The 13,243-nt window shown below is 46.5% G+C and carries 9 protein-coding genes and 1 tRNA gene; 6 read left to right on the plus strand and 4 right to left on the minus strand.

Translation table 11 applies throughout. The features are described 5' to 3' along the window. Positions 1-34: 34 nt before the first annotated feature. The 5 genes from D0B88_RS09965 to D0B88_RS09985 all read left to right on the plus strand — a co-directional run bounded on the left by D0B88_RS09965 (position 35) and on the right by D0B88_RS09985 (position 5,048). On the plus strand, positions 35-229 hold the full coding sequence (locus tag D0B88_RS09965; protein WP_007642910.1) for a Trm112 family protein: 195 nt from the start codon (positions 35-37) through the stop codon (positions 227-229). A gap of 46 nt (positions 230-275) precedes the next feature. Continuing rightward, a complete protein-coding gene (gene alaS / locus D0B88_RS09970) occupies positions 276-2,903 on the plus strand; it encodes an alanine--tRNA ligase (protein WP_151056863.1) in 2,628 nt (875 codons plus the stop codon). A gap of 153 nt (positions 2,904-3,056) precedes the next feature. After that, on the plus strand, positions 3,057-4,304 hold the full coding sequence (locus tag D0B88_RS09975) for an aspartate kinase (protein WP_007642908.1): 1,248 nt from the start codon (positions 3,057-3,059) through the stop codon (positions 4,302-4,304). Between the two features lie 222 nt (positions 4,305-4,526). Continuing rightward, positions 4,527-4,718, plus strand: a complete 192-nt coding sequence (gene csrA, locus D0B88_RS09980) for a carbon storage regulator CsrA (RefSeq protein ID WP_007642906.1) — start codon at positions 4,527-4,529, stop codon at positions 4,716-4,718. Positions 4,719-4,957: 239 nt separating this feature from the next. Continuing rightward, positions 4,958-5,048, plus strand: a tRNA-Ser gene (locus D0B88_RS09985). Between the two features lie 185 nt (positions 5,049-5,233). On the opposite strand, the gene D0B88_RS09990 is transcribed toward D0B88_RS09985, so the two are convergent. Further along, entirely contained in the window at positions 5,234-8,089 is a 2,856-nt protein-coding gene (locus D0B88_RS09990) for a valine--tRNA ligase (RefSeq protein WP_151056865.1), read from the minus strand. Between the two features lie 185 nt (positions 8,090-8,274). On the opposite strand from D0B88_RS09990, the gene D0B88_RS09995 reads away from it, so the two are divergent. Next, positions 8,275-9,285, plus strand: a complete 1,011-nt coding sequence (locus D0B88_RS09995) for a Stealth CR1 domain-containing protein (RefSeq protein WP_040392483.1) — start codon at positions 8,275-8,277, stop codon at positions 9,283-9,285. An 85-nt stretch (positions 9,286-9,370) separates the two neighbouring features. Here the strand turns inward: D0B88_RS09995 and D0B88_RS10000 are convergent, their stop codons facing one another. The 3 genes from D0B88_RS10000 to D0B88_RS10010 are packed head-to-tail and all read right to left on the minus strand — an operon-like array spanning position 9,371 to position 13,227. Continuing rightward, the gene (locus D0B88_RS10000; RefSeq protein WP_151056867.1) at positions 9,371-11,536 is read right to left on the minus strand and encodes a lipopolysaccharide kinase InaA family protein; all 2,166 of its coding nucleotides are present in this window, start codon (positions 11,534-11,536) and stop codon (positions 9,371-9,373) included. Between the two features lie 30 nt (positions 11,537-11,566). After that, entirely contained in the window at positions 11,567-12,385 is an 819-nt protein-coding gene (locus D0B88_RS10005) for a glycosyltransferase family 2 protein (protein WP_151056869.1), read from the minus strand. After that, positions 12,382-13,227, minus strand: a complete 846-nt coding sequence (locus tag D0B88_RS10010) for a glycosyltransferase family 2 protein (RefSeq protein ID WP_151056871.1) — start codon at positions 13,225-13,227, stop codon at positions 12,382-12,384. Before D0B88_RS10010 ends, D0B88_RS10005 begins: the two co-directional genes overlap by 4 nt. Positions 13,228-13,243: the final 16 nt, after the last annotated feature.

The following is a 13,243-nucleotide window of genomic DNA, read 5'->3' on the forward strand; positions in this document are numbered from 1 at the left end:
CCGCCCCCTGCAGTTCTAATCGCGGCCTAAGATCATGATAGATAAAAAATTACTCAGTATTTTGGTGTGTCCTGTGAGTAAAGGCGAGCTTGAGTATAAGCCGGAACAGCAGGAGTTGATTTGTTGGCAGAGTGGGTTGGCATACCCCATTCGCGATGGTATCCCTGTGATGCTGGAGCATGAAGCGCGTAAGTTAGGCGCGGAAGAGATTGAACAGCATCGCGCTTGATTAAGCAGGCGCGATCTTAGAAATTTGAACATCTAGTGGATGCATTATGAAGAGCGCTGAAATTCGCAACGCCTTTTTGAAGTACTTTGAAAGTAAAGGTCACACTATTGTTGCTAGCAGTTCGCTGGTTCCTGAAAACGACCCTACGCTGTTGTTTACCAATGCGGGTATGAATCAATTCAAAGACGTATTCCTTGGGGGCGACAAGCGCTCTTACAATCGCGCTACCAGTTCCCAGCGCTGTGTGCGCGCAGGCGGTAAACACAACGACCTGGAAAATGTTGGCTATACCGCACGTCACCACACTTTCTTTGAAATGCTGGGCAATTTCAGCTTTGGCGATTACTTCAAACACGATGCTATTCGCTACGCATGGGAATTCCTCACCGCAAAAGATTGGCTCAATATCCCCGCCGAAAAACTCTGGGTAACTGTCTACGCTTCAGACGATGAAGCTTACGATATTTGGAATAAAGACGTTGGTGTACCCGCAGAGCGCATCATTCGCATTGGTGATAATAAAGGCGCGCCTTACGCATCTGATAACTTCTGGGCAATGGGTGATACTGGACCATGTGGCCCCTGCACCGAGATTTTCTACGATCACGGCGCGGATATCTGGGGTGGTCCACCGGGCTCACCGGAAGAGGATGGCGACCGCTACATCGAAATCTGGAACAACGTGTTCATGCAGTTCAACCGCACTGCAGATGGTGTTTTACATCCGCTGCCAGCGCCATCGGTCGATACCGGTATGGGCTTGGAACGTATTTCAGCGGTGATGCAGCATGTGCATTCCAACTACGAAATCGACTTGTTTCAACATCTGTTACAAGCAGCGGCCGATGTCACCGGCAACCACGACATGGAAAACAAATCCCTGCGTGTAATTGCTGACCATATACGCTCCTGCTCATTCCTGATCAGCGATGGTGTTGTGCCCTCTAATGAAGGCCGCGGTTATGTCCTGCGTCGCATCATTCGCCGCGCGATCCGCCACGGCAACCAACTCGGCCAAAAGCAACCTTTCTTCCACAAGCTGGCCAAGGCATTAGCGGAAGTAATGGGTGATGCATACCCCGAGTTGTATAAGAATCAGGCTCAAATTGAGCGTGTGTTGCTGCAAGAAGAAGAGCAGTTTGAAAAAACGCTCGACAAAGGTATTGCTGTTCTCGAAGACGCTTTGGGCAAACTATCTGGTACCGAAGTGCCCGGCAAAGTCGTCTTCACCCTTTATGATACCTACGGATTCCCGGTTGATTTGACGGCTGACATCGCCCGCGAACGCGGCCTGACTATTGATCAGGAAGGCTATGAAGCCGCCATGGCTGAACAGCGCGCCCGCGCTCGCGCAGCGGGTAGTTTTAAAGTGGATTACAACGCTGCCGGCCTAGATTTACCGGCGAGTGAATTCCTCGGCTACAGCTCTTTGGCAGAGCAAGGCAAGGTGCTCGCACTGGTCAAAGATGGGAAAAAAGTTGAGCGGTTGGTTGAAGGTGACGATGGTGCGGTAGTGCTTGATCGTACACCTTTCTACGCTGAATCCGGTGGTCAAGCAGGTGATTGCGGTTATTTGGAACTGGGAACTAATCGCCTTGAAGTGCGCGACTGTCAAAAACAGGGTGCATCGCATTTACATCTGGTTCGTGTGCTACAGGGGGCAATATCGGTTGGCGACAGCGTTGTTGCCAAAGTTGATGCCAGTGTGCGCCAAGCGACCGCATTGAATCACTCGGCAACACATCTCATGCATGCTGCTTTACGTAAGGTACTGGGCGAGCATGTGACGCAAAAAGGTTCATTGGTAGATTCTGAACGCCTACGATTTGACTTTTCACATTTTGAAGCTGTGACTGCTGATCAATTAAAAGCCATTGAAATCTTGGTAAATGATCAAATTCGCGCCAATTCTGCAGTTGCCACTGATCTTTGCGATATGGAAACTGCCAAAGCCAGGGGCGCTATGGCGTTGTTTGGCGAAAAATATGGCGATACTGTGCGTGTACTGACTATGGGGGATGGTTTCTCTGTTGAGTTGTGCGGCGGTACCCACGTCAATCGCACTGGTGATATAGGTTTGTTTCGCATTACCTCTGAGTCTGGTGTAGCGGCAGGTGTGCGTCGTATTGAAGCGATCACCGGTGCCAAGGCGCTGACGTTGTTTGACCAGGTTGAAGCCCTGGTGGATAGCGCAGGCCGCAGCCTTAAGGCGAATCGCGACTCGTTAATTGAAAAGCTTGAAGCGTTGGTGGCGCAAAACCGCAAATTGGAAAAAGACTTGGCAAGTCTTAAAACCAAATTGGCGACCGCTGGCAGTGGTGATGTACTCACGCAAGCGATAGATGTTGCAGGTATTAAAGTACTTGCCTTGAATCTTGATGGTGCTGATGCCAAATCCCTTCGTGACACAGCGGATCAGTTTAAAAATAAGTTGGGCTCTGCGGTGGTGCTTTTAGCTGCTGTTGAGGATGGCAAGGTTTCACTGATTGCCGGTGTAACCCAGGACATAACCGCAAAAGTAAAAGCGGGGGATCTGATGGGCTATGTGGCTGGCCAAATAGGTGGCAAGGGTGGCGGCCGACCGGATATGGCCCAAGGTGGTGGCACTGATGTTGCCGCACTCGATGCTGCATTAGCTTCGGTGGTGCCATGGGTTAGTGACCGACTTGTTTAATACTTGTACGGTACGGGTGTGGAAAGGCTATTAATCGGTTTTTATCACCCATTTGGGTTAACTTTTGTCGCAATCTGGTGTTTAATTGGCGCCTTTTTCGTGATTTAGTTAGTAAATATTAGCAATCGTCAATTGATAGAAGGATAGGCTGTAATGAGCTTATTGGTTCAGAAATACGGTGGCACCTCTGTTGGCTCCATTGAGCGTATTGAGCAAGTTGCTGACAAAGTAGCTGGTTTCCGTGCGCAGGGGCACGATATGGTAGTAGTGCTGTCTGCAATGAGTGGCGAAACCAATCGTTTGATTGGTTTGGCTCAGCAAGTGCAAGCAACACCCGATCCGCGGGAGTTGGATGTGTTGGTCTCAACCGGGGAGCAGGTGACTATTGCTCTGCTTTGTATGGCACTCAAAAAACGCGGAGTTGATGCTCGTTCATACACTGGTTCACAGGTTAGAATTCTTACCGACAATGCCCACACCAAAGCGCGAATTCAGTCAATTGATGAAGAAAACATGCGTGCTGACCTCAGTGCTGGTCGTGTAGTGGTAGTTGCTGGATTCCAGGGGGTAGATGAGCAGGGCAATATCACAACCTTGGGTCGTGGAGGCTCAGACACGACTGGCGTAGCTTTGGCTGCAGCGCTTAAAGCCGACGAATGTCAAATCTATACCGATGTGGACGGCGTATACACTACCGACCCTCGTGTTTGTGAGCGCGCGCGTCGCTTGGAAAAAATTACCTTTGAAGAAATGCTGGAAATGGCTAGTCAAGGCTCTAAAGTGCTGCAAATCCGCTCTGTAGAGTTTGCTGGTAAATATAAAGTGCCACTGCGCGTGCTGCACAGTTTCAAAGAAGGCCCTGGAACCCTGATTACCCTCGACGAGGAAGATTCAACTATGGAACAACCTATTGTTTCCGGTATCGCATTTAACCGTGATGAAGCTAAAGTAACTGTTGCTGGTGTACCTGATACTCCGGGCGTAGCGGCAAAAATTCTTGCACCAATCGGTGCTGCAAATATAGAAGTTGATGTTATTGTGCAGAATGTGTCTGCGGATGGCACCACTGATTTGACTTTTACTGTCCATAAAAATGACATGAATAAAGCAGTCTCTGTGTTAGAGGCAGTTGCCAAAGATATAGGTGCCCGTGAAGTTCGCAGTGATGATCAGGTTGCTAAAGTGTCAATTGTTGGTGTAGGTATGCGTTCTCATGCTGGCGTTGCATCGAAAATGTTTACGGCTTTAGCGGAAGATCGTATTAATATTCAAATGATCACAACATCTGAAATTAAAATTTCTGTGATCATTGATGAGCGTTACTTGGAGTTGGCTGTGCGTAGTTTGCACACCGCTTTTGGTTTGGATGCCGAACCGTCAGAAGGCCGTGTAAGGGGCTAAGTCTTCTAATTGCGACGGTTTAGTTAAGGTGTGTGCGTTGTGTTTCTGTTTGTGATTGTGGCAAATAGAAAAATGTTAGGGTTTTCTTCCCTTTCGTGAAAAGTAGACGATACTTAGATCCAGGCACTTGGTTGTCAGGACGCGACAGGGGGTGTTCGGGGGGCGATGGTGGCAAGGGGTGCCTAAATCGTACTCTTACAGGATGAGTGAAGGAGATTAAAGATGTTAATTTTAACTCGCCGTATTGGCGAAACCTTGATGGTAGGTGACGAAGTTACCGTTACTGTTTTAGGTGTAAAGGGCAACCAGGTTCGTATTGGTGTCAACGCTCCTAAAGATATTGCAGTTCATCGCGAAGAAATTTATCAGCGTATTCAGCGCGAAAAGCAAAATCAAGAAGAACAAGACGATTAAAATTTTAGTTTCGTTTTGTTGTTTGGCGCTTTTCAATTACGCGGCGGCATGAGATATCATCCGCCGCGTAGCTGTTTATGGTGTTTCGTTTTTTATTCTATGGAATGTTTACGCCGCGTTTGAAGACAAAGAAAACACTATTTTATTTCGTAATTTTTAATTCAAGACTTTGATTTTTAGAGATTTATGGTATTATGCCGCACCTGCTGAGACGGAGCCTGCTTCGCTTCAGTAGATGTGGAGAAGTGGCCGAGTGGCCGAAGGCACTCCCCTGCTAAGGGAGCATACCTCAAAAGGGTATCGGGGGTTCGACTCCCCCCTTCTCCGCCATTGAATTCAAACAAAAAGCCCAATTAAAAGATTGGGCTTTTTGTTTTTCTAAGGTTTAAAAATTATTTTGTAGGTTGTTGTTCAATGCAGCGATGCCCAGCGTGACTTAAGACAACACAAAAAAGTTCCAACAAAAAAGCCGATGTTTTTGCATCGGCTTTTTTGTTTGTTTACGCTGGCACTTTTTATAGCGCACTGATTTTTTGGATTTGTTCGCGCAATTTTTCCACCGCAATTTTATGTTCTGCAACACGGTTGCGCTCATTCGCAACCACGTCAGCGGGTGCTTTTGCTACAAATGCCTCATTGTTCAGTTTGATTTCAGTTCGTTCTATATCCTGAATCAACTTGGTACTTTCTTTGGTGAGGCGAGCGATTTCAGCATCTTTATCAATCAGTCCTGCCATGGGCACCAGTATTTCCATTTGCCCTACCAATGTAGTGGCAGACATGGGTTCGGCATCACCCGCATTTAGCCAGGTAACGCTTTCCAGTGATGCCAGTTTTTTGAGGAACTGCTGGTTGTTCTGCAGGCGCTGTTGATCTTCATTGGTGCCATTTTTAAACAGCACAGGCAAATCTTTTGCGGGGGAAATATTCATTTCGCCGCGAATGTTGCGCACACCTAAAATCACGGCTTGCAGCCACTCAACATCATTCAGTGCCTGTTGATCGATTTTGCTGTCATCGGCTTGGGGGTAGGGGGCATGCATAATGAAATCGCCCGTAACACCAGCAAGCGGTTTTATTTTTTGCCAAATTTCTTCGGTGATAAATGGCATAAGCGGATGCGCTAAGCGCAGAATGGTTTCGAGCACGCGAATCAAGGTGCGGCGTGTGCCTTTTTTCTGCTCCGCAGAAGCATCCGCGTTCCAGATTACCGGCTTGGATAATTCGAGATACCAATCGCAGTATTCATTCCAGATAAATTCATAAATGGCCTGTGCAGCCAAATCCAGGCGATAGTTATCCAGATGCTCCGCAACGGATTTTTCTGCTAATTGTAATTTGCTAATAATCCAGCGATCGGCAACTGATAATTCGAAATCAGTTGCGCCATCTTGCCCGCAATCTTGTTCATCGCAGTGCATTAGTACATAGCGGGTGGCATTCCATATTTTGTTGCAGAAGTTGCGATAGCCTTCTACACGACCCATATCAAATTTAATATCGCGGCCGGTTGATGCAAGTGAGCAGAAGGTAAAGCGCAACGCATCGGTGCCGTAAGCTTGAATACCCTCCGGAAATTCTTTGCGGGTTTGTTTTTCGATTTTGGCGGCATCTTTGGGGTTCATCAAACCAGTAGTGCGTTTTTGCACCAGGGTTTCCAAATCAATGCCATCAATAATGTCGAGTGGATCGAGCACGTTGCCCTTGGACTTGGACATTTTTTGGCCTTGGCCATCGCGCACTAAACCGTGCACATAAACGGTTTTGAACGGAATTTGCGGCGTGCCGTCTTCATGTTTCACCAAATGCATGGTGAGCATAATCATGCGCGCAACCCAGAAGAAAATAATATCGAAACCGGTCACCAACAAATCAGTCGGATGGAATTTTTTCAAAAATTCCGTTTGCTCTGGCCAGCCGAGTGTTGAGAAAGTCCATAAGCCTGAACTGAACCAGGTATCCAATACATCTTCGTCCTGATTCAGTGTTACATCAGCACCAAGATTATATTTGCTACGTACTTCAGCTTCATTGCGACCAACGTAAACTTTGCCGCTTGCGTCATACCATGCGGGGATACGGTGTCCCCACCACAATTGCCGACTGATACACCAATCCTGAATATCGCGCATCCAGGAGAAGTACATGTTTTCGTATTGTTTGGGTACAAACTGGATGCGACCATCTTCAACGGCTGCGATTGCAGGTTCTGCCAATGGCTTTGTGCTCACGTACCATTGGTCAGTCAGCCAAGGCTCGATCACCACGCCAGAGCGATCACCGCGTGGTACTTTCAAACCGTGATCGTCAATTTTTTCCAACAATTCAGCTGCTTCAAATGCAGCGACAACTTGTTTGCGCGCTTCATAGCGATCAAGCCCGGCGTATTGGGCGGGCAGGGTGCCGTTGAGTTGGGTGTTGAGCGTGCCATCTAAATTAAAAATTTGTGCAGTCGCTAAAACGGCAGCATTTTTATCGAGCACATTGATTAACGGCAAGTTGTGGCGTTTGCCCACCTCATAGTCATTAAAATCGTGTGCGGGAGTAATTTTTACGCAGCCGGTACCAAATTCGCGGTCAACGTAATCATCGGCAACGATTGGAATCAAACGATTAACTAATGGCAGCAGGACAAATTTACCGATCAGCGATTTATAGCGCTCATCTTCAGGGTGAACCGCAACAGCGCTGTCGCCCAACATGGTTTCAGGGCGAGTGGTAGCGACGACTAAATAGTTTTTACCATCCGCCGTGGTTGCACCATCGGCTAGCGGATAACGCAGATTCCACAACGAACCTTTTTCATCGTGGTTTTCCACTTCCAGATCAGAAATAGCGGTGTGCAGTTTAGGGTCCCAATTGACCAAGCGTTTGCCGCGATAAATTAGGCCGTCTTCAAACAAGCGCACAAAGGCTTCCTGTACTGCCGTCGATAGTCCATCATCCATAGTAAAGCGCTCGCGGCTCCAATCCACTGATGAACCCAAACGGCGAATTTGACGGGTGATAGTGCCGCCCGATTGTTCTTTCCACTCCCAGACTTTTTCCAGAAATTTTTCACGTCCCAAATCGTGACGGCTTACACCTTGTGCAGCCAGTTGACGCTCAACCACCATTTGGGTGGCAATACCGGCGTGGTCAGTACCCACTTGCCACAGGGTGTCATCGCCCTTCATGCGGCGATAGCGAATCAATGCATCCATCACTGCGTTATTAAAACCATGGCCCATATGCAAGCTACCGGTCACATTTGGCGGTGGGATCATAATGCAGTAGGGGTTGCCTTCGCCGGCTGGTTTGAAACAGCCTTTCTCTTCCCAGGTTTGATACCACTGGCGTTCAATAGCATGGGGTTCGTAGGTCTTTTCCATAGCGATATTGGCTCTCTCGGTCTGTCGCTAACACGTTTATGTCAACGAAAATGGCTAAAAATTTGGCTGCGATTATAGCCTTTTAGCTGCCTGAGTCCCACCAAAACCCGGTTTATTTGGCGGATACCCAGAGCAGTGATGGTGTAATATGGCGCGCACTTTTACAGCTCGATGCGGATAAATTTATGGCAGAAACAATTGTTAATGAAGCAATAGACGCGGTCATTATGTGGGTCGATGGCGCTGATCCAATCCACGCTGAAAAGCTGAATAATTACCTGGCGTCCGTTGGTAGTACCAGACCTGCCGCTGCGAGCAAAACGCGCTTTCACAATGCAGGCGAGATAGATTATTGCGTTACATCGTTACTGAAATTTGCCCCTTGGTTGCAGACTATTTATATAGTCACTGACAATCAGCGGCCAGCGCTTATGGATAAAATTAAAGGGAGTATTTTTGAGCATAAGGTAAAGGTTATCGATCACTCAGTAATATTTGCTGGTCATGAGGACTGTTTGCCGAGCTTCAATAGCATGGCGATTAGCAGTTTGCTGTGGCGCATTCCAGGCTTGGCTGAGCAATTTATTTATTTTAATGATGATTTTGTAATTGTCCGCCCTGTGACTCCTGGTGATTTCTTTAAGAATGGTAAGGTAGTTCTTCGTGGGCGCTGGAAAAGATTAAGTGCTTCTATTCCGGGGAATCAGGTCTTCAAAACACTGCGCAATTTGTTGGGCGCGAACCGTAAAAAAAATCGTATTAGTTTTTGGGGGTTACAGCAGCAGTGTGCTGAGCTTATTGGTTTTAAGAAACACTACTTCCGTCTTCCTCATGTACCCCACCCATGGAAAAAATCGAGTTGGGAACAGTTGTTTTTACAATTTCCCGACGCTATGTTGAAAAATATTAAAGCGCATCTGCGCGTGCCGGATCAGTTTGTTCCGGAGGGATTGTGTTCCCATTTTCATTTGAAAAACAGTCTTGCCGAGGTTAAAAGCTCAGCTGCAAATATGCAACTTAAGCCTTCCGATCAATCCCTGTGGCGAATCAAGATGAAGTTACATGGCGCGGAGCGCAACCAAAATATTGTTTTCGCATGTGTGCAAAGCATTGAAACTGCTTCAGAAGAAAAGCAGCAGTTAATTTTTGATTGGCTGGATAGACGGGTGGGAAAACTAGAGGATTTGTTGTTGTAGTTTTAGTGTTTTGGTTGAAAATTTTTTGGTGTGGTAAGGAAGAGCCCGGCCACACCAGACAAGTATCTCGTCTAATTGCTATCCATCACGGATGTTTTAGGTTTTTGCATAAATAAATTGGTGCGGCAGAAATGGTAGCCGTTGTTAATGGCTTACCATTGCGATCCAATATTTTTTCATAGTCAATACTGCTCGGGATCTTTGTTGTAGTGTTGTCAGATGTCCAAGCCACAACAATTTTTTTGTCGTCAGCATCAAATTCAAGTGCATATATATTATTGGGGGTCGTTAACTTTCTAGTGAAAGTTGCGTTACCAATAAGTTTCAAAAGTTGTACTAGTGCGTGAAATGCCGGGCGAGGAGTGAAATTGTCGCGATCATCAATCAACCCGTAGCCGTGCGCAGAAAGTCTCCACCAAAACACTTGTTCAACGTGTCCTGAGCATAGAGTAATTAAATAATAACGTAGCATGTAATTTGCGTAGTCATCATCATTCTCCCCCGGTTGTTCGCGCCGCCATTTGGGCGTTTCATAGGGGCAGCCAATCGGCGACCAAATTCCAGTATGTTTTACCGGCCAGTTTACTTCCGACACGATTATTTTATCTGCGCAGCGGTCCGACCATTGTGCCAAGGCCTTGAGTAGTGCTGATTTTTCCAGCGTTGAAAATTTATGTCCCTGTGTACTTTCGGGTGCGCCGCGTCTATCAACATAAAGTAAATGTGAAAGTGCTGCCAGTGGTTGACCTTTTGGATGAGTGCCTAGTGCAGCAATAACCGGTAAATATTCAAAATCGATACACGCTGGCCCTACAAGGTGAATGTGTGGAAAACGCTGCTGTAGTTCCAGTGCGGGTTCCATTAATTGTTGATATTCATCACTACTCCAAATGCCCCATTTCACACGATTACTTGCATGGGTAATTTCAATATGCGCAACCTTATCGCCAACACTTTCAATAATTAGCGTTAAAAATGCTTTCCATGAGTCGGGCTGCAATAATGCTTGTCGGTCTTGTAATACCGCGAGCATAACCTCAACACCTTTGCCGTGCAGTTGTTTCACCAAGGCAATGGTGCGGTTCCATTCGATAATGGTTTCGTGGTGACAAAAGCGAAGTAGCACTGGTGGATTGCCCATTTGCTCAAGCAGTGCAAGTTCTGTCTCTATATAGTCAGGGTGCGGATGCAGGGCGATACCAATTCGCCCTTTCATATCAACTGGTGCGTTATAGCTTTGTGCTAATAATTTTTGATATCGCTTATATATGCTTGGTGCGGCGCACAAACCTTGCCACATCATGGATAACATATAGCGCCAGTTGCGATAGGCATGTTTTTCTTTTCGGCCGGGCACAATCATGGGCTGCGCGGACTTTTCATCCCATAACCAAATGTCTTGCACGGGTGGATAAATGGGTTTGCTCTTGGGTAGTTTTTTACTTTTCCAATGACGAATAGGGTGTCGCCATTTTCCGCTGCGGCGGTGGTTCCAAAAACGATCCCGTGCTTTTTGTTCCAACTTATCAAAATCAGCAGGGAAATCCTGATGATTGTTATAAATGGTTTTAAATATTTTCAGGTAAGCGCCGGGTAGGGCGATACGGGCTAAATCAAATGCGCGTTGTTTAAGTGTTAGCGGTGTATTTGAATATTTAGCTCTATTCAAATCAATAAACTGTGGCTGAAGCCATGCGTCGCACTCACTGCGAGGCAACAAAATATTCTGATTCCCCATATCACCGTGCATAAACCCAGCATCGTGCATAGCGCGAATAGCGGGTGCTACTACATGGAGTAAATCCATCAATGGTGCGTTATTGCGTTGGTTGTAATAAATATCGGAAAGGGCATCGCGGAAACTAATGCCTGGTTCGAATAAACAAACATAATAACTTTCAAGCAAACGCTTGCCATCCCAGCGCTCAAGCCAAGCAATGGGGGCAGGTGTATTTATTCCATTGCTTTGCAAAAAACGCGCTGCATCATAGGAGCGTTTTGCCTTGGAGCCCTTGCGCCAATCATGCCAGTCCTTAAGCCAGTTTTGGCGTTTGAATACTTTGATCGTGATATCGATGGGTTGTGTATTAACAAATAGCTGGGTTTTTACAACATAATCCGGGCCATTGGAGAGACGTTGTGTCAGTGGATTATTTAAGAGTGCAGAAATATTGCTGAGCTGTGCAATTACCTCGGATGACTGAAATGCGGTTGTTAGTTCGCTTTGGTAACTGCCAATAGGTTCTGTCATAAAATTTTATTTTGGTATTGGCTGAAATTATCAGCCTTGAATTTGATAGTGATCGCAAATGGCTTGCCATTGTTCATAGTTACCATTTTCGCGCACATTGGTGTGTTTGAGTGATACTTTTTGCGAGCCAGCAATCGGCGTAGGTTTTTGCCCTGGTTGTTGTGATCGCTGTGTAATAGTGCCGTTTAAATATGACATGGCTTTAAACCACAGATCATCGGCGCGTGGTGCCAAAGCCAAATAGAGATCTGCACGTGTAACATCGGGGTGTAATACTCCGGGTGGGTAGAGCACTCCGCCATAACCAATAGGCATCATCCAGGGCGAGCTTACACCTGGCTCTATCTGAGTTTTCCATTGATCATAATTTAATAGTGCACCCTGATTGTCATAGGCGATCACTCTGCATTCATGCGCAATAATTCGATCAGGGTAGATTAAGTGATCCTGATAGAGTCGCTGCAGCCAACTGGAGTTGTACATCAGATCATCATCGCAGGTGACAATAATTTTTTCGGGATACAGCGTCAAGCTGTGGACTAATTTACGATGCGAGCAAGTCATATCCACGTAGTGAATTTCAAAAATATCGCTGACAAGCATAGTTAAACTGGATGGAATTTTTGATTCCAAATCCTTGTGCAGCCACAGCAGAATTTTTTCGGCCAGATGGGTCTGGGCTAAAAGACTGCGGATAACGAGATGAAGAGTATCAAGGCGTGAAGGAATTGACGTTAATGAAACAATTACCGGTATTCTAGGCTGTTGTGGGCTGACCAGCTGTTTTTTGGGCAAACGTTTGAGTTTCCACGCTGTCCAGAGTGAACCTGGCAGTTCCTTGAGCTTCATTTTGTGCTGTTCTCCGTTACCGCTGTTTTCACTATGCCGTTCTCCGCCCAAAACCGCCCCGTACGTTTTACTTCATTGCGGATCGCATAATTTTTTTTCCAGGTTTCAGGATTGTCGTAAGCACGTGGGTGATCCAGGTGTAGACAGTTCACGCTGTAACGCACTTGCTTGCCTCTGAGTCCATGGTTGTACAAGCGTTCACCCAGTTCGCGATCCAGTCCGCCGTACTGCATATCTTCATTAAAACCATTGCAGGCTTTTATATCGGCGGTCCACGTGGAGCTGTTCATGCCATTCCAGGTGGCTTTGGTTGGAGTGATGGCATTGAGAATGGCTTTCAGGGTTTTATTTTTTATCAGTTTCCATAGTTTATGACTGCTGGGTTGACCTGCGGTTTTGAGCCAGTCGAGATTAAAAATGACGCCGCTCGCAATGTCTGCTTCGCTAATTTTTTCCGAGACGGGGGTGGTGAGTTTGACGTAGCCACCTGATAAAAAATAACCCGGTTGTGCCAGCGACTCATGCAGGCTGATAAAGTCTGGTTCGGGTATGCAATCGCCATCGGTGAAAATTAAATAATCACATTCGGTTTGTGCTATGGCTTTATTGAGTATTTGGCATTTTTGAAAACCTTTGTCTTCATGCCACACATGCTCAATACGCAATTTGCCACGCGCTTTAAAAAACTCGATAACATCACGCGTAGGTTGCCCTGATCCATCATCGGCAATAATTACCGTGAAATCACTGTGACGTTGGGCTTCATAGCCAAACAGTACATTTTTAAGCCATTTGGGTTGATTGTAGGTGGTTATGACTACGCCAATTTTTTTCGGTTTCATTGGATGTTCCGGTGCT

The organism is Cellvibrio sp. KY-YJ-3 (genome assembly GCF_008806955.1).
Classification (GTDB): domain Bacteria; phylum Pseudomonadota; class Gammaproteobacteria; order Pseudomonadales; family Cellvibrionaceae; genus Cellvibrio.